Raw genomic sequence first — 19301 nt, forward strand, 5'->3', positions numbered from 1 at the left:
CTATTCCAGAGCCGTAAGCTCCCCCTGACGGAAATAGATGAATGGAAAAGTCTGATTGTCCCTGTTAGGAGAAAGAAGATAACCTTTTGACAAGTACCCGGGGAACAGACCATCTTTAGTAAGGCCGTCCTGAAAGTAAGAACCATATTTCTTCAAAGCTTGTCCCGCGAAGATCATAAAATCATAACCAAGCTTGGTGTAATTAATATACTCCTGGGAAAATGCTCCATGGGTCTTTACATATTTCTTACGGAAGTTAATAAAAGAAGGCTGTGTTAGCGATGTAAAAGTTGGTGCTGCAAACAGCACATGAAGTCTTTCGTATTTGGTAAGATCAACCGAATTATTATCCAGCCAGTTTTCTGAACCGATAATTACAACAGAATCGCCACGGGTCTCCACACTGCTGATCACTTTGGTATAGATGAGAGGATCATCAGATGCCACAAAAATACTTCCAAGGCTGTCGCGGTTAAGTTTGAATTGCTTTGGATTGTGGAATTCATCAAACTCTGTTGGTGTAGCAAGAATGTTGATAATTTTCAAAGCCGTCTCTTTCTTAAACTCTTCTTCGAGAGTAATCTTCATTCCAAGTTCTTTTGCGCGCTTGGAGAAGCTTATCGCCATAACAGAGTCTTTTGGTTTATCGCCATAGAATATCATGCATTTCTTGTTCTTCACTTTTGCTGCCAACAGCTCAGCCGACTTGGCTCCTATCGTTTCAAGGGAAGGAAGGTATAATAGTGCAAAGGGATTCTGTCCGATGAAGTCAGAATAGCTCTGTGCTGGATTGATCATGGATATCTGATTTTTCTGAGAAAACTCAAGAACTGCCGGAGCAGTCTCCCGGAAGAGTGGCCCGACGATAAGATCTGTGTTCTTTAGCTCAGGAGTTTCAAGAAGCTTTGCGATCACAGCAGGGTTTCTATCAGTATCATACGCCAACAGTTTGATATTGACTCCTTGCTTGTACAATGTGTCATTCGCCATGCGCATGCCTTCATAAAGATCCAGCATCACTTGATTTTGCTTCTTTCCCGGAGAAGGATCCAGAGTGGACGTCAGAAAAGGAAACAACACTGATACGTTGTAATGATCCTTAAAAACAGCTGGAGGGGCGCCAGCTGAAATATAATTCTCACGTGGGAGGTTGAATTTTGCGATCACTGAATCCATCAAAACACGATCCTGCAAAAGAACTTGCTGCCTGCTGATTGCTCTGGCTAAAGATTTACCAACTTCAATATCTTCGGGATACTCTTCCCACATCATCCTTAATACCTCAGGATCTGTGATCTGAGAAAGGTAAAAGCGTCGGAAAGAAGAAATCGCCTGCGTTTCAATATAGTCTTCCTGTCTGACACTTTTCAACACGAGCATCCCTTGAAAATATTCATGTTGATCAAAATAAATCTTGGCAAGCCAGTAATTCACTTCATTCATCTGATCCCAATTGGGATAAAGTTTTCGAATCGATAACAGCATGTCTTTTGCAACAGCTGTATAATTCTGCTTCAATGCTGATTGCGCAAAGTAGAAAGAGGCGTACTCAGGATAAGGATTGTTCTTATCATAGATCATCAGCGGCTTAAATGCCTCCATGGCGAGATTGTATCTGCCTTCAGTGTAAAACTCTTTGGCATTCTTATACATACGCTTGTAATCCTGTGCATTCAGGTTTTGAAAAGCACAAACTACCAACGTAATCACCAAGATTATAGACCGCATCCTTACAAACTGATAAAGCATGAACTCAAATTATTTATTCCCATTCAATCGTAGCGGGTGGTTTTGAACTAATATCATACACGACCCTGTTGACTCCCTTTACTTTATTAATAATCTCAGACGACATCTCACTTAAAAACTCATAAGGAAGATGCGACCAGTCTGCGGTCATTCCATCCACACTTACGACCGCCCTGAGGGCCACTACCTTTTCATATGTACGCTCATCTCCCATCACTCCCACTGACTGCACCGGCAATAACATGGCACCTGCCTGCCAGACTTTATCGTACAAGTTATGATTTCTCAAGCCCTGAATGAAAATGTAATCGACATCCTGCAATATCCGTACCTTTTCTGGAGTAATATCTCCCAGAATGCGAATACCGAGGCCAGGTCCTGGAAAAGGGTGCCTTCCGAGAATCTTTGGATCAATATCAAGAGTCTTTCCTACAAGCCTTACCTCATCTTTAAATAAGGTATTCAGAGGTTCCACAACTTTCAGCTTCATCTTCGCAGGCAGCCCTCCAACATTGTGATGAGACTTGATCGTAACTGAGGGTCCCTTTACGGAAACAGATTCAATAACGTCAGGATAGATTGTGCCCTGACCTAGCCACTTTACATCAGCGATAAGATGAGACTCTTCATCAAACACATCGATGAAGGTCTTTCCGATAGCCTTTCTCTTCGCTTCAGGTTCTGAAAGGCCTTTTAGTCCTTCATAGAACTTATCCCTTGCATCAACACCTTTGATGTTAAGCCCCATCCCCTTGTAGGACGTGAGAACCTGTTCAAATTCATTCTTGCGAAGCAGTCCGTTGTCAACGAAAATGCAGTAAAGGTTTTTCCCAATCGCACGATGTACAAGCATTGCAGCAACGGTAGAGTCAACACCTCCCGAAAGCGCCATGACAACCTTATCGTTGCCAAGCTTTTTCTTCAAAGCTTCTACTGTGGTTTCCACAAACTGATCCGGAGTCCATTCCTGGGCACAGCCACAGATATGAACCACAAAATTTCTTAAAAGATTTTTTCCCTCAGTAGTATGTGTTACCTCCGGATGGAATTGAATACAAAATATCTTTTCTCCTTTTTTTCTAAAGGCAGCAACTTTAACGGATGAAGTGCTGGCAATAATTTCGAAGTCCGGTCCAATAGATTCAATCGTATCGGCGTGAGACATCCATACTTGTGAGTCGAGGGAAATCTCTTTCAGCAATTCATCATGATGATTTACCATTGAAAGTTTCGCGCGTCCATATTCCCGTATCTGAGATGGAAGCACTTTCCCACCAGTCTTTTGTGCAATCAGCTGAGCACCATAGCAGACTCCCAAAACCGGAATGTTCTTAAACAGGGATAAGTCTATATCAGGTGATCCTGCGTCCCGTACCGAGCACGGGCTTCCGGACAGAATAATACCTTTAATATCAGGTGTAATTTCAGGAATCTTGTTGAAGGGATGGATTTCGCAATAGACGTTCAGTTCGCGTACACGTCTGGCGATCAGCTGGGTGTACTGAGAACCGAAATCGAGGATTAGAATTTGCTCTGCCATGCGCAAAAATAGGGCGTCGGGAGCGTTTTGAGAAACTTTGGAAGAAGTTATTTAGAGAGTAAGGACTTCACTCATCAAGCTTGGATGTTGCAATTCCTTACCCTCTTTTTATCATTATTTTGACACCGCCTTATTCTTTTTCACCAATAGCTTAGTGTTGTCGTCTGAGTGCCGGTCGATCAATTTGTGCATAGGATCGATACCTGCCCTGCCTGGTTTTTCCTTAACAATAATACTATAGGTATTTTCCTTTTGACTGATCTTGTGTTTTTTGAGATAGATCAGCTTGTCCTTACCCTTCTCATCTTTACCATAGACGCCAATGTCGATCCAGTCATTGATTGGAATGTTGGTTTCCATACCTGTACTGTCAGCTCGCAACTTCTCGGAAGAAACTTTTAATGTCACTTCGAATTCATCCTTACTTTTCTCTTCGAAAGAGGCTTCCGTGGTTTTGTTTTCAAACAACGTGATCGTCTCAAACATATCATGAATGATATACTGCAGACTGTCCGGCGTTACTTTCTTAATCTCTTTTAAAAGGTCAGCAGAGGTCGGATAAGGAGCATCTTTGAATTTCCATGTTGTCAGATATTTACGGAAAGCAGAGTTAACGCTGTCTTCTCCGATGTAATCTTGCAAGGCAAAAAACACTAATGATGCTTTGTTATAGTGGATGTAGCCTTGTCCTTCTACAAACTCCAGTGGCTGCTCTTTCTTCCTTTCAAACGCTCTTCCGCTCAAATACCGGTCAAGCTCATACTTGAGATAACGTTCAAGTATCTCCGGAGTGAACTCATGTTTCATCACCATCAAAGCAGAATACTGCGACATGCTTTCTGAAAGCATTGCATTACCCTTTACACCCGCTTCCATCGCCTGATGTCCCCACCACTGATGCGCTACTTCATGAGCCGTGACATAATATACATAGTCGATATCCTTGTCGACATCTTTGATCCTGGCAATAAATCCTATTCCCTCTGAAAATGGAATGGTGTTGGCAAATGACTGAGCGAAGCCTGCATATCTTGGGAATTCCATGATCCGCACCTGACGATACTGATATGGACCAAAGCTTTTAGAGTAATAGCTAAGAGCATCCTTCATTCCCTTCATCATCTTATCCAGATTATATTCATGTCCGGGATGATAGTATATCTCCAGGTTGACATTGTTCCAAGCATCTTTCTTTACTGCGTACTTGGCAGAAACAACGGAATAAAAATCCGCCATTGGCGCATCCATTTTATAGGAATAGTAATGCCTATCATTTTCTATCCATTCCTTCTGAAGATAGCCAGGAGCAATGGCAATCTGATCTTCCGCTGTTCCGATCACGATTTCAAAACGGATATGATCTGCATCATCCCCGAATAGACTTTGAGCAATTCCGCGTGGATCATTTCGCTCCAGCATGCGCTCTTTTTCTTTCATCTTTCTCTTTTTACGCTCATTGTCATCTCCTATTTCGAAATTCTCATTGTATCCTAAAGTTGGAAAGTAAAGGTTATTGAAGAATGTGCCGTTGAATACAATGTTAGTGTTACTACCACCTTCCTGAAATCCTTTCGTATCAAAGGTCAGTTTAAAGCTCATCTTCAGGCTATCTCCGGGAGCAAGAGGTTGAGCCAATTCATAAATAAAGTATCTGAAGTCTCCTTCAGTCTCTGTTACCGTTGCTTCCCTGTCAAATTTCAAATAATCAGTATGGATCTGATCATCCGCGCTTTGCTGGATATGAATGTCTTTTATTGGTTGCTGGGTCTTGTTCTTGAGATAATAAAATCCTTCCGTTGTGAAATCACGGTCGTACGGATAGATATCTACTTTTAGGTTGGATTCAACGATCCTCGGCTGTGGGAGAAACTCATATTTCTTTAGTTTCTCTTCGTATTGCTGCTGCCGATCTTCCCGATCGTCGGACTTCACGAACTTGTTGACAACTGTCGTATTGTAGTAAATATAAAAACCTGAGAATAGAAATACTGCTACCATAGCAAATACAAATATTAACATGGATCTGTTGAGGCGCAGTTTTCCGGTCTTCCAGCGCATCTTCATTGCTGCTTCTGATCCCCGAACGGAAAAGACTACCGCCACAGAGAATAAAATGATCGCCAAAGCAAACCAGTAAATTTTAAACCACGAGAATGGAGTAACATAATGTCCATAGACATTCATATCGGAAAATGTACCAAGGCCTCCACTGGCAAACTGCCATAAGCTATGCTCAAGTCCAAGCTGATCCAATGTTCCCCGAACGATGAAAAAGACAATGCACAGAGCAAAGCCTAAAAATTTATTGTTTACCAGGACCTGAATAAAGAATGCCAGCATGGTATACAACGCCAGGAAGATCAATGTGCTGCTGTAGAGTGTCCCAAAATAAAGCGGCAATTCAAATTTGTAGTAACCGTATGAGATCTGAATTATGACTCCACAAACGATCAGCAGTAACAACATGATAAGATAGATGATCATGAGGCCAAAGAATTTTGAAAGCAAGCTTATGAAGCTTGGCATTGGCATGGTGTCAAGAATGAGATTAAAATTGACGGATCGCTCCTTCCATATCAACTCTCCTGAATAGAAAATAGAAATGATCAAAAAGAAAAGTGTAAAGCCGTTTATCAGATTAAGAACGGAATACGTGGTAGGGTAAGAATTCGTACCATAAAGCTGACCCATGTTCATGGCGTTCACAAAAAGAAGCAGCATTCCACAAATTAGAATTGCAAGAAAGGGAACTTCCTTGATCACCATTTTGAAGTAAAAGAAAGAGAGACGGATCAACTGCTTGATGTGAGAGCCTGTATTCACGACCTGTCGAACTACGGGAATGATCACTAATTCAGGCTTCACAACCTTTGCTGCTTTTCTTACAACAGCTTTCGTCTTGAAGATTGAGTTTCGTACTACATTAAAAGAGAAGCCGTAATAAGTCCCAATCAGAGCAAGGACACCTACGCCCATCCATATCAATCGATTATATAGCATCACTCCTTCAAAAGGAACGAGCATTGTATTCTTCTCTGCTGGGGTCCAATAGCGTGTTACAAAATCAAATGTTTCCGATGCAAAAGGATCCAATAATGCCGCTGTCTCCTTGGAATCAAGATCGCTTAACAGACTTCCCGCCATACTGTATAATATGAGCAGAATGATACCCTGTGTATAGATCACAATTGACTTTCTTCCCAATGCTCCGCTCATAAAGAAGAGACTTCCCGTAATAAAGAGATTACTGCAGGTGTAAAAAAGAAATGGCTGTAGATATGACCATGCATTAAATGGAAGAAGTTCTTTTGTTTTCCAGTCTACTTCCCATGGCACATACTTGCCAACTGCAAAACCTGACATGAACCCAAGCCAGATAGCAGAGTAGACAAGAATAAGAACGATAAATGATCCGCCAAATCTCCCGAGAAGATAATCGATCTTCTTCATCGGTGTACTGAAAAGGATGGCTTCTGTATTATGATCAAAATCACGAACAATGGCCACACCCATAATTGCGGATGTAATCATCGTTACTGCAAACGACATGATTGCTGTCATCTGAGCTATCACGAAAGGAGCATTTGGTTTGATCTGACCAACAGCCCCGCCAATGCTAACTAAAGGACTTGCTATTGAAAAAAAGCACAGCAAAAAGATGATCCCAAAGTAGATATAGTTTGCAGCGCGAGCCTTACGATAGCTCAACTCAAAACGAAAAATTTCTTTAAGCATGGGATTGATATTAGATAGCTTTAACTTCCTCAGAACTTGCCACATTGGATTTAAAGATGTTCGTAAAGTAAACATCTTCAAGATCCGCAGGCACCGCTTTGAATCCTTCCGGCTGACTGTCGCTTAGAACATTGATCTCAGGCATCCCCGATATCAGTCTTTCAGAAATGATCTTGTAATTCTTGCGATATCCTTCCAGCTCAATCTTGGCAATACGCTTGCTCCATACTTTTCCCTGAACTTCAGCAATAGCATCCATTGGACTTCCTTTATAAAGCACCTCACCTTTATTAATAATGGCCATATCGGTGCACAGCTCTTTTACATCCTCGACAATATGAGTGGAGAGAATGACGATTGTATTTTCTCCCAGCTCGGAAAGAAGATTCAAAAAGCGATTTCTTTCAGCAGGATCAAGGCCTGCTGTTGGTTCATCAACAATGATCAGCTTTGGGCTTGCCAGCAATGCCTGGGCAATTCCAAAACGTTGTTTCATCCCACCGGAATAACCTCCAAGATTTTTTTCCCGCGCTGCCCATAGATTCGTTTTATGCAGCAACGCCTCCACAACAGATTTTCTTTCCTTCTTATCGGCAATTCCTTTCAATACCGCTAGATGATCCAGCAAGGTCAAAGCATCTACTTTTGGATATACTCCAAATTCCTGGGGAAGGTAGCCAAGCGTCTTTCTAACAGCTTCCTTCTGGGTAAGTACATTAATATCACCTAACATGATGGAGCCGCTATCAGCTTCCTGAAGAGTGGCGATTGTACGCATCAGGGAAGATTTTCCTGCACCATTGGGACCCAGAAGGCCGAACATCCCCTGATTAATCGTGAGACTTACATTTTTCAATGCCTGAACTCCATTGGAATAGGTCTTGGTTAAATTTTCTATAACAAGCTGCATGTTGGTGTGGGTAAGGGATTAGCAAAGCGATTATAGTAAAAATAATCTGATATGAGATGATTTGAGAATGAATACATCCAGTAGAATTGAAGATTTAATCAATTCCCAGATACACTGGCAAGAAAATCAGAAGGAGAAATTAATTGTCGACTTCGAAGCAGTATTCCGTAAGGTAGCCGGAAGCTTCATCCATCCCCAGATAGAATGCACGGTTCAGGCATCTGCAGCCCTCATCTTTTTTGTCGAGTTCCACGAGAGCAATGCCTTTATAAAAAAGGGCTTCCTTACTTTGAGAATCAAGGCGAAGGTTAAGACTTGCGTATTCAAGGGCCAGCTTAAAGTTTCCTTCTTCCAATGCCATCGAGGAAGCATATAGGTAAGAGGGTGCATACGTTGCATCCAGTTCAATGGCCTTATTAAAACTAACAAAGGCACTATCGTGCTGATCGAGATTGTAATAGCTCATACCAAGATACGTTTCAATTTCAGAATCATCCTGAAGTTGTCTCGCCAATAGCATATCGGCTTTGGTCTTTACATAATTATCTTTCTGCAGATAAAGAAGGCCACGCCATTTTAAAAGTTCAGCATCCGGAGGCTGAAGTTCCATGGCGGCTTCCAGGCTTTCAAGTTGTTTCTCATCGTCTCCCAACTCGCGATAGAGGAATGATTTTAAGATTTTTGCCTGTGGCACATTCGGAAACTGAGGCTCGAACGTTTCAACATCTTTTAAAGCGTTCTTATAATCCCCAATACTGTAGTAACAGATTGCCCGTTTGTAAACGGTTCTGTAGCTATCCTTATCTTTTGTTTGATTGAGCTCGATCGCCCTGGTGTAGGAACGGATCGCATCTTTGAATTCCTGTCTTTTATAAAGGGTGTCACCCTGAATTTCTGCTTGTTTCCACTTGGGTACTTGCGAGAATGCTGTTACAGCAAAACCCGAAAGTACCCAGGTAAGAAAAAATATAACAAGCCCTTTATGTTCCATAGAAGGAACAAATATAAAACTTCTTAGTTAGTAGCTACTGCCTTGCTTCTGTCACGTTTACGCTCATTTTCGTCAAGGAAAATTTTGCGGATACGGATTGATTTAGGCGTTACTTCAACATATTCATCTGACTGGATATACTCCAATGCTTCTTCCAATGAGTGTCTAACAGGAGGTCTGATGCTCATCTTTTCATCTGAACCAGAAGCCCGCATGTTCGTTAGTTTTTTAGTCTTGGTAACATTTATTACAAGATCACCACCACGGCTGTGCTCACCGATTACCTGACCTTCATAGATCGGATCAGAAGGATCAATAAAGAACTTTCCACGATCCTGAAGATTGTGCAAGCTGTAAGGAATTGCTTCACCCTGCTCCATGCTGATCAATGAACCGTTAATACGGCCAGGGATCTCACCACGGTAAGGGGCGTATTCTTTAAAGCGGTGAGTTACTACTGCTTCACCAGCTGTTACGTTCAATAAATAATTTCTCAATCCTATGATACCGCGTGATGGCATTGCGAATTTCAAGATCATACGATCTGCCTTTGGTTCCATGTTAGTCATTTCACCTTTACGCATAGAAACAGTTTCAATTGCTTTACCCGCATCAGATTCCGGCAAGTCAATTGTCAATTCTTCCATCGGCTCACAACGAACGCCATCGATGGTTTTGAAAATCACCTGCGGCTGACCGATCTGCAATTCGTATCCTTCACGACGCATAGTTTCAATCAATACTGACAAGTGAAGTACTCCTCTTCCGAATACAAGCGTGCTATCAGCAGAACCGGTATCCATAGTACGAAGTGCAAGATTTTTTTCAAGCTCAAGATTTAAACGATCCTTAATGTGACGGGACGTTACATATTTACCTTCCTTACCATAGAATGGTGAGTTATTAATGGTAAAAAGCATACTCATGGTTGGCTCATCGATTGCGATAGATTCCATCGCTTCCTGAACCAATGGATCAGAAACAGTATCTCCGATCTCAAAACCTTCAAGACCTACCAGGGCGCAGATCTCTCCTGCCCCAACTTCATCAGCCTTTTGCTTATCGAAACCTTCGAAAACATAAAGCTCCTTGATCTTGCTCTTCAGGATAGGCCCACCATCACGTTTCATTAATACAATGTTCTGACCTGGCTTAACTGAACCACGGTGAACACGACCGATCGCTACACGACCGATGTAAGAAGAATACTCAAGTGAGGTGATCAACATCTGCGTCGGACCTTGTTCGGTCTTAGGCGCAGGAATATATTTAATGATACCATCCAGCAAAGGAGTAATATCAGTTGTAGGTTGTTTCCAGTCCGTGCTCATCCAACCGTTCTTTGCAGAACCGTAGAATGTTGGGAAGTCAAGCTGCTCTTCAGTCGCATCAAGAGAATACATCAGGTCGAAAACCTGCTCATGCACCTCATCGGGCGTACAGTTCTTTTTGTCAACTTTATTAACAACCACGATAGGCTTAAGACCCATCTGCAATGCTTTTTGCAAAACGAAACGTGTTTGTGGCATAGCACCTTCGAATGCATCTACTAATAGAAGACATCCATCGGCCATGTTCAACACGCGTTCAACTTCACCACCAAAGTCACTGTGACCAGGAGTATCAATGATATTGATCTTATATTCGTTGTAACGCACAGCCACGTTCTTGGCAAGGATGGTAATTCCACGCTCACGCTCAAGTGGATTGCTATCCATGATAAGCTCACCTGGCTTTTCGTGGTCTTTGAATAAATGTCCCGCGTGCAAAAGTTTATCCACCAAAGTGGTCTTGCCGTGATCGACGTGTGCGATAATTGCGATGTTTCTGATCTTACTAACCTCCATAAAATGCTTAAATCCCCTGATTTATTGAAATGAGCCGCAAAGATACGAAAAATGGGGGTGAAATGGGAATTGGATTTGAAAAATTAAGACTGCGATAATAAGAGAGAATTCCCTTCTTATAAACTGAAAGAATGAAGCAATTATTGAAAGAGAAGTAAGACTCATTCCCAAATCCAGCCCTTCCTGATATCATCTAATTTTCAAATCATTGATCTCTCAAATCAACAAATCATTCCGTAACTTTGCAGTTCGAATCCTCTAAAATTCAATGAAAACGACGTTTGTCTCCAACTCCACAGAATCAACCCGTATGTTCAAAGCGGACTGGATGGAAGCGCTGTCAAAAGTGCATTGGTCAGTGCCGCTCTGGGTATTCGTTCCGGTTGTGACATATTTTGGCTGGAAATCAACAACCGTTCAACCAACACTTCTGTCTTATATCATCAGTATCACCGCAGGACTTTTAATATGGTCTGGCACTGAATATATACTTCATCGATTCGTTTTCCATTTTGTGCCAGATTCAAAGTGGGGATTAAGACTTCATTTTATATTTCACGGTGTTCACCATGATTATCCAAATGACGCAAACCGTTTAGTACTACCACCATCCGTGAGCATTCCATTAGCCACTGGTTTTTACTTTCTCTTTGCATGGCTGATCCCTGTTGAATATCTCTACAGCTTCTTTGCCGCCTTCATTGTGGGATACCTCTGCTATGACATCTCTCATTATGCACTTCATCACGCCAACTTCAAAAGCGGACTTTGGAAAAAGATGAAGCAGCACCACATGACTCACCATTATCAGGATCCTTCCAGAGGATATGGAGTGACAACCAAGTTGTGGGATTTAATGCTATTCTCGGATTTCAGAAAGAGAAGAGAAGAAGCAGAGAACTAATGCTGTAACAATTTTCTTAGTAGGCCGGGTTAACTAACTTTTCCGTCGATTCGTATTTACTGGCACTTGCCCATTTAATTCCTCTCTTCATCATTTCCATTGCATCAGATACACTGGTAACATGATCGAGGTTGTGACCAAGAGAATTGTAAAATACCCTTCCTTTTCCATACATCTTTTTCCAGGCGACGGGCATGACCGTTCCATTAATAAATGAATAGTCAGGTTGCCACGCGCTGTTCTCATCATTCTTAACAGCTCCTGTGAATTTCGTAGTGGCCAATACCTTAACATTAGGATCGATGTGCATATAATATTGCTCACTCTTCATTTTAAAATCCTTAAGTCCCTTCGTCACATCATCTGAGTGATTGACAATCTTAACATCATAATCTATAACTCCTCCCGGGTGTGCGACCCACTGTCCTCCCACCATAAACTGATAGTCGGGATTATCCCGGAATGAATCTCCCATACCTCCGTGCCAGCCTGCCATGGCTGTACCGTTTCTTCCTATAGCGCGTAACAATCCGGCCTCCTGCTCTTTACTGATTTTAGACATCGTAAAAATCTGTATTACCAGATCAATTCTATCCATCAGTATTTGATCGGAATATGGATCAAGTGTGGTGAATACCTGAACCTCAGCACCTTCATCCTTCAACCATGAAATAAAATAGTTTGCGAATTTCTCAGGTTCATGTCCATCCCAGCCGCCGTATGTGAAGAGAATATTTCTTCCCTTTAATGATGGAAGGGGCAAGGAATTAAAAGAATCATTGTGAGCAAGGGTTGTTAATGGCAAAACAGCAGCAACAGTTCCTAGTGCTAAAGATGTTGAAAGAAATTCTCTGCGATTACTCATAGTATTTAAAATTACTTTCGTGTCAGGTCTTCGTACTCATAGATCATTTCAGAAATTCTTGCCAGCCCAGCCTTTCCCTTTTCCTCATCCTTCAGATTCTTCGACAATAATATAAGCACATAGCTTTTGCCATTCGGCAGGTATACAATACCTGAGTCGTGATGAACACCAGTAATCCAGCCCGTCTTGTGAGCCACCTTTGTTCCTTTGGGAAGTTTCAGAGGAATAAGATCATTCCACTTTTGGTCCAATAAAATATCAATCATCTCTTTGCTTGCCTTTTCATTCACCGCCTTGCCCTCCGCAATTTTTTCAAAGATGACCATGAGGTCATAGGCAGTGGTAGAATTATTGAGACCTTTTTTAAAAGCAGCATTATCCTCCACTCCGCGAAGTACCTGGATATCTTTTGCTCCGAGATCGCGCATTGTCTGTGTTACCTTCCTGGCGTCTATTTTTTCGATCAGGATATTCGTTGCCAAGTTACTACTGCTCGTGATCATCCTGTACACAACATCCTGAATGGTTGCCTTTCTTCCAATCATTCTATAAAGTTCAGGTTCACTATCATCTTTTGCAGTTAGTGTATAGGTGCTACTGTCAGCAATGCTTTTGAATTCATTCTTCACAAGAATTGAATCCTTCATAGAGAACTTTCCTTCTGATGCCTGCCTGAAAACCTCGATCATCACCGGAGTCTTCATAGTGCTGGCAGGATGAAATGATTCCCTTTCATTTAAAAGAATCTCCTCTCCCGTGCTGAGATCCTTAAAAGCAACGGCAAAATTGCCCTCAACACTTTGAAGGGTGGTAACAATTTGCTCTTTCAACTGTTCTTTTTTGGACTGACAGCTGAAAACGATAGAGAGAAGCAGGATCAGGAATACGTATCTCATATATCTCTAAAATAGTCTTTTCAACTAAAAATGAATAATCAAATCAATTACCAATCCAACCAAATGGGAAATTTCTGTGTCTAATGATAGAATTATCCCGTTAAATTTGATTGGATGATTCACAGGTGTTTAACAATTACCATACTAAATGTCCTATGAATCCGTTTAAAAGTATAATGAAATCCGAGAGTATAATTTTACTATTAATATTATCCTTAACTTTCATTGGGTGCCAGTCTGATCATAAATCAATAATACTCAATCAGCAATTCACCCTCAAAGTCGGAGAAACTGTTTCAAACTTTAACGAGAGAATATCTCTTTCCATGAATAAGGTTAAAGACGATTCCCGCTGTCCCATCAATGCATTTTGCATCTGGGGAGGTGATGCTGCGGTAGAACTCGTTTTTATTTCGAATACCCCATCACCTCTCGATCTCCATCTAAATCCAAACCAAAGAGATTCTGTCATCAACCACTATAGAATAATACTCGTGTCTCTTGATCCATATCCCGGGTCAACAGCGATCGATCAATCTGAATATATAGCTACCCTTATAATTTCAAAAGAATGATAAGAACTTTTCTAAAAGCTGAGTGGCGAAAACTTGCCATGGCGAATTATGAAATTGATGCCAAAATTCTTGAACCCTATCTTCCTTATAAAACAGAAATTGATCTGTGGGAAAACAAATGCTACGTAAGTCTTGTTGGATTTATGTTTGAAGAGACAAGTGTGCTTGGCATCAAGGTTCCCTTCCATACCAATTTTGAAGAAGTCAATTTAAGATTCTATGTAAGATTCAATGAGAATGGAAATTGGAAGCGCGGTGTTGTCTTTATGAAAGAGATCGTTCCACGGAGCGCCATTACCTGGGTTGCCAATACGATCTACGGTGAGAATTATGAATGCATGCCGATGGATCACATTCATGAGATCGATGGCAATTCTCTGCAGACAACCTATCGTTGGAAAAAACAGCACTGGAATTCACTGACTGTAATCACCAGCAAGGAACCATACGATATCGCTGAAGGAAGTGAAGAGGAGTTTATTACCGAACACTATTGGGGATACGCAAAGAAAATCGGGAATAGAACATTGGAGTATGGCGTTGAGCATCCACGCTGGCAGGTGTACAAAACAAAAAGCTATTCCATTGATGTAGACTTCGGGAAAATTTATGGACCGGATTTCGGATTTCTCAATCAGCAAAAGCCATCTTCTGTGTTCCTTGCAGAGGGATCCGAGATCGAAGTAAAACGTGGAGTCGAACTTTAGAAATTTCTGAAACGCACAAACGTTCCCATTGGAAGATTCTTTCCCTGCTTTGAGTTGAGATAAAACTCACCAAACTCTTCTTCCGTGGGTGTGAAATGACTGAGCACAACGTTACGGCCCACCGTTGCAGAAAGTCCTACAGCATACATGGAAAGAATAAAGAAGGACTGCTTCTCTACCAGCAATTCCTTACTGAGCTTTACCAACTCATTCAGTTGTTCCTGTAAAGTCCACTTCTCACCTTCTGGTCCCCGACCATACGGCGGCGGATCCATAATGATTCCATTGTACTTGTTTCCTCGCTTGGCTTCACGCTTTGCAAACTTGAACGCATCTTCATATACCCAACGGATATTCTCAAGATTATTGTTTTGCATATTCTGATTTGCCCAATTCAAACCCGGGCGTGATGCATCCACATGCGTAACATCTGCTCCAGCAGAACGCGCCACAACAGAAGCAGCACCCGTGTATGCAAACAAATTCAAGACTTTTGATTTCGGAGCATTCCATCGTTGAATGGTATCGTAGATAAAATTCCAGTTCTGCCCCTGCTCAGGAAATATTCCAACGTGCCCAAAGCCCGTTAACGCAAGTCGAAGTGTAAGATTCAGATTATTATAGCTGTAATTGATCTGCCAGCTCTCAGGTATCTCCTTAAGTTTCTTCCAGCCACCTTTTACCTCATCCGTGAAGCGAAACTTATCACTCTGCTCACGGGAAAAATGGGCATGTGCAATTCGTTTCCATTCCTGATCAGGCATCGATCTCTGCCAGATGGCTTGCGGCTCAGGACGTATCAGAATGTACTTTCCAAAACGCTCAAGTTTTTCATAATCACCGGAGTCCAGGAGTTCATACTCTTGCCAGGAAGAGGGATAGAGGAGCTTCATCTTTATTATTAATAGAGTAAAGGTAATGAATGTGCCCCCTTTGCGAAATAATAACCCTCGCTTCGGATAATTACATCACGATGAGATGAGTCAATCGGTTGGCTCTTCACCAGAACATTTGCACCTTTGCAGCCATGAAACCCGGAACGGTCATCACCAGCACGCAAAATCCAAAAGTCAAGAGCCTTCTTGCATTGGAAAAACCCCGGGAAAGAAGGAAACAGCAACTCTTTATCATTGAAGGAAAAAAAGAAATTGGCATGGCCCTCAAGGCCGGTTATAAGATTGGCAACCTGTTTTATTGTGTTGATATTTTCCCGGAAAGGGATTTGCATGCTCTCGGGCTCGATGACAAATTTCTGGTTCCGGTGACCCAGGAGGTCTTTGATAAAATCGCCGTGCGTGAAAATTCCGGTGGAGTGATCGCTGTCGCGGAAATGAAGGCACATCGCCTTGAAGAAATTTCACTCAGCAAAAATCCATTAGTACTGGTACTGGAGTCTGTAGAGAAGCCAGGCAACCTCGGCGCTATCTTGCGGACCAGTGATGCCGCTGGTGTGGATGCTGTTATCATTTGTGATCCACAAACTGATTTCTATAATCCCAATGTTGTGCGTTCCAGTCTGGGTTGCATTTTCACGAAGCAAGTTGCCTCTGCAAGTTCAGCAGAAACGATTGCCTTCTTAAAGAAGAATAACATTGCGATCTATTGCACCTATCTCAAAGCTTCAAAGCCATACAGCGAGGTTGATTTTAAAATCCCTTCTGCCATTGTCATGGGAACCGAAGCAACGGGATTATCTGATGAATGGGTAAAGAATTCAGGAACCAATATTATAATCCCAATGCAGGGTAAGATCGATTCAATGAATGTATCCACAGCCACAGCAGTGGTGGTGTTTGAGGCAGTACGTCAGCGTAAGGCATAAAAAAAGAGCAACCCTTTCAGGCTGCTCTGATTTCAAATCTTAAATCGATCAGTTCTTATTCACTCCAGGCTCGCGCTTCAAAAATTCATCATACAATAATGTCTGACGGCTTTGCATCGGCATCATGTATCCGTCGATGAACACATTGCTCACCAGTGTTTTAGTTTCAAAGATGTCACCATTGCAAATGAACAGGGTTGCGTTCTTGCCAACTTCAATTGAACCAAGCTTATCACTTACACCAAATATCTCAGCAGGAACAATCGTAATTGCCTTAAGAGCATCTTCCTTGTTCATTCCATACGCTACTGCAAAGCCTGCGTGATATGGAAGGTTGCGATAGTTTCCGTTTCCATCTTCCTGAGAACGGATCGCAACCTTTACTCCCGCTTTCTTCATCAGACCTGGATTAGCATAGACAGCATCATAGCGATCATAGTCACGGGTCGGAATTCCAATCACAGGACCGGTGAGAACAGGAATGTTTGCTTTGGCAATATTTTCTGCCTCACGCCATCCTTCTGTCACTCCCGTAAGAATCACGTTCTTTATTTTCTTCTCTTTGATCCATTTCAATGCAGCCTGAATATCCTTTTGTGCATTGACTTCTATCAGCAAAGGCATCTTTCCTCTTACCACACCAAGCATCGCCTGCATCTCAGGATAATAAGCAACACCTTTTCCCTTAGTAGTTGAGTCCAACTTATGATACTGCCATGCTTTTTCCCAAACGTCATTTAAAAGCTTCAATGCTTTCTCAGAACCTTTTTTAATCTCATCATCTGTTCTCCGGTCAAAGAAACCTCTGCGACCTGTATTCGGGAATGAAACGATTACACCTTCAAAGCCAGCATACATCTGATCCGGTGTATAACCGAATAAATTCACCAGTGCTGCAGTTCCAGGAAGCAAACCACCTTCTGGAGAAGTCAGTACAGTTGTTACACCACTGATGCGAGTAATAGGGATAGCAGTAGCATTTGGGTTGATCGCTGTCAGAGCTTTCATCTGTGGGATCACATCACCTTCCTCCTGCTGATCAGAAGCCTGGGGGATCTGACCAATTTCGAGAAGACCGATGCGGGTTCCACCATCGATCATGCCGGGATAGATAGTCTGTCCCTTGCAATCGATCACTTCTGCACCCTGTGGCACAGTGACGCTTGTTCCAACGGCCGTTATCTTACCATTGCTGATAACGACGGTTCCGTTAGTGATTGTTCCTTTTGTTACCGTTTCGATCGTTGCATTTGTCAACGCGAAGGTGCCGTTCTTTGCTTTCGGGGATTGTGCTTCAACGTGTAGAACGATAAAGCAAATTGCCGCGATAACGATTCCGGATATTGATTGAATTTTCTTCATCTTGATCTGAATTAATTTTTGTTAGCACTTTGATCAAGACCCAGCAGGGATTCCATTCCTTGCATGCAGTTGTCATGATCATGACCATTCGTATAAAAAGTAACATCAATTGCTTCCTTAGGATCTGGCATCAATCGCATATCGGCTTTATCATTAGCACGATCAAATCGAACGATACCATCAACAATCGAATATTGTGGAACACCATAAACAGAAAGAGGATGATTCTTGAAAATCGCCAGGTCTCCATCTTTACCTACCTCCAGAGAACCTACTCTGTTTTCAATACCTAACTGTTTAGCAGGATTGATTGTAATCAGATTCAAGGCCTCCTCATCTGTAAGGTTACCATACTTCTGGGTCTTACCAGCCTCATGATACAAATGACGGATGAGATCAGGAGAATCTGAATTGATAGAAGTAACCACACCGTTCTTTACCAGGATAGCTGCATTGTAAGAAGTAGCATAGTAAACCTCAAGCTTATACTGCCACCAGTCGGAGAATACAGATGCCATTGCTCCGGCGGCTGCAATTTCAGGAGCAACTTTGAAGCCTTCATTCGTATGCTGGAATACAAGCTTCTTGATTCCGAAATCTTTAAACACTTTCAACACCATTTGAATTTCATCAGCGCGATAGCTGTGGCAATGAACGATGATCTTTCCTTTCAGAATGTCTGCGAGGGTTTCGTAGCGAAGGCTATAAGCAGGGGGATTTCCACGGAAACCCTTCACCGCCTTGTTCTTATTGTATGTATCCCATTTCTCCATGTATTGCTTTGCTTCCGAAAACGCCTGACGAATTACAAACTCCACTCCCATTCTTGATTGTGGCTGTACTCCATCACGACGACCGTGGCCGGTTGGATTTTCTCCCAACGCAAATTTGATCGTGCGTGGAGCTCCATCGAACTTCATCACATCCGGATCAAAAGTTCCGTAGCGATGCTTGATTGTTTGTGACTGTCCACCGATAGAGTTGGCTGAACCATGCAATGCATGGGATGTAGTACATCCACCCGCAAGTGCACGATAGATTGACATTTGAAAAGGATTGATAGCATCTGCCGTAAACACTTCTGGTGTAATGGCATTTGTTCCTTCATTGATGGCATCCAGTCCAATATGAGAGTGAGCATCAATGATTCCAGGCATCACATATAAACCTGTTGCATCAATTACTTTCACACCAGCCGGTGCAGCAATGTTCTTTGAGATCTGGCTGATCTTACCATCTTTTACCAGCACATCCGTGTTTTCCAGATTGCCTTTGGTAATAGTGAGTACGGTACCATTCTTGATCAGCAAGTTTCCTCTTTCTATCTGTGCGAAAGCACCGAAAAGAAAACAGCTTGCGAGTATCGATAAAAATATTTTTTTCATGTTCATGATTTTT

Annotated in this window: 14 protein-coding genes; 3 read left to right on the forward strand and 11 right to left on the reverse strand. The window is 42.1% G+C overall.

Annotation, left to right across the window (positions count from 1 at the left end; all coding sequences use genetic code 11):
- From HOP08_03795 to typA, 6 genes are all read right to left on the reverse strand, one after another.
- Entirely contained in the window at nt 1–1728 is a 1728-nt protein-coding gene (locus HOP08_03795) for an amino acid ABC transporter substrate-binding protein (GenBank protein NOT74027.1), read from the reverse strand.
- 34 nt (nt 1729–1762) lie between these two features.
- Entirely contained in the window at nt 1763–3289 is a 1527-nt protein-coding gene (gene guaA, locus HOP08_03800; GenBank protein ID NOT74028.1) for a glutamine-hydrolyzing GMP synthase, read from the reverse strand.
- 114 nt (nt 3290–3403) lie between these two features.
- Nucleotides 3404–7024: an aminopeptidase gene (locus tag HOP08_03805; protein ID NOT74029.1), complete on the reverse strand. Its 3621-nt coding sequence runs from the start codon at nt 7022–7024 to the stop codon at nt 3404–3406.
- A gap of 10 nt (nt 7025–7034) precedes the next feature.
- Nucleotides 7035–7934, reverse strand: coding sequence for an ABC transporter ATP-binding protein (locus tag HOP08_03810; GenBank protein NOT74030.1), 900 nt, complete (start codon nt 7932–7934; stop codon nt 7035–7037).
- A 139-nt stretch (nt 7935–8073) separates the two neighbouring features.
- Nucleotides 8074–8925 (reverse strand): hypothetical protein, encoded by an 852-nt coding sequence (locus HOP08_03815; protein NOT74031.1) that lies wholly within the window; start codon nt 8923–8925, stop codon nt 8074–8076.
- 23 nt (nt 8926–8948) lie between these two features.
- Entirely contained in the window at nt 8949–10772 is a 1824-nt protein-coding gene (typA, locus tag HOP08_03820) for a translational GTPase TypA (protein ID NOT74032.1), read from the reverse strand.
- Nucleotides 10773–11040: 268 nt separating this feature from the next.
- Between typA and HOP08_03825 the strand changes: the two genes are divergently transcribed.
- Nucleotides 11041–11676: a fatty acid hydroxylase gene (locus HOP08_03825; protein NOT74033.1), complete on the forward strand. Its 636-nt coding sequence runs from the start codon at nt 11041–11043 to the stop codon at nt 11674–11676.
- Nucleotides 11677–11692: 16 nt separating this feature from the next.
- Here the strand turns inward: HOP08_03825 and HOP08_03830 are convergent, their stop codons facing one another.
- Together HOP08_03830 and HOP08_03835 are read right to left on the reverse strand one after the other, a co-directional pair.
- Nucleotides 11693–12541, reverse strand: coding sequence for a ThuA domain-containing protein (locus HOP08_03830; GenBank protein ID NOT74034.1), 849 nt, complete (start codon nt 12539–12541; stop codon nt 11693–11695).
- 11 nt (nt 12542–12552) lie between these two features.
- Nucleotides 12553–13437 carry a serine hydrolase gene (locus tag HOP08_03835; protein NOT74035.1) on the reverse strand — a complete coding sequence of 295 codons (885 nt, stop codon included), beginning with the start codon at nt 13435–13437 and terminating at the stop codon, nt 12553–12555.
- 571 nt (nt 13438–14008) lie between these two features.
- On the opposite strand from HOP08_03835, the gene HOP08_03840 reads away from it, so the two are divergent.
- Nucleotides 14009–14719, forward strand: a complete 711-nt coding sequence (locus tag HOP08_03840; GenBank protein NOT74036.1) for a DUF2071 domain-containing protein — start codon at nt 14009–14011, stop codon at nt 14717–14719.
- Here HOP08_03840 and HOP08_03845 read toward each other — a convergent pair.
- Nucleotides 14716–15612, reverse strand: a complete 897-nt coding sequence (locus HOP08_03845) for a methyltransferase (GenBank protein NOT74037.1) — start codon at nt 15610–15612, stop codon at nt 14716–14718. The two genes, HOP08_03840 and HOP08_03845, sit on opposite strands and share 4 nt — an antisense overlap.
- Before the next feature lie 134 nt (nt 15613–15746).
- Here HOP08_03845 and HOP08_03850 point away from each other — a divergent pair, with 134 nt between their 5' ends.
- Nucleotides 15747–16541, forward strand: a complete 795-nt coding sequence (locus tag HOP08_03850; GenBank protein NOT74038.1) for an RNA methyltransferase — start codon at nt 15747–15749, stop codon at nt 16539–16541.
- Nucleotides 16542–16589: 48 nt separating this feature from the next.
- On the opposite strand, the gene HOP08_03855 is transcribed toward HOP08_03850, so the two are convergent.
- Nucleotides 16590–17903, reverse strand: coding sequence for an amidohydrolase family protein (locus HOP08_03855; protein ID NOT74039.1), 1314 nt, complete (start codon nt 17901–17903; stop codon nt 16590–16592).
- 11 nt (nt 17904–17914) lie between these two features.
- Complete coding sequence (locus tag HOP08_03860) at nt 17915–19288, reverse strand: amidohydrolase family protein (protein ID NOT74040.1); 1374 nt, start codon at nt 19286–19288, stop codon at nt 17915–17917.
- Nucleotides 19289–19301: the final 13 nt, after the last annotated feature.

This window comes from Cyclobacteriaceae bacterium, from assembly GCA_013141055.1.
Taxonomy (GTDB): Bacteria; Bacteroidota; Bacteroidia; order Cytophagales; family Cyclobacteriaceae; genus ELB16-189.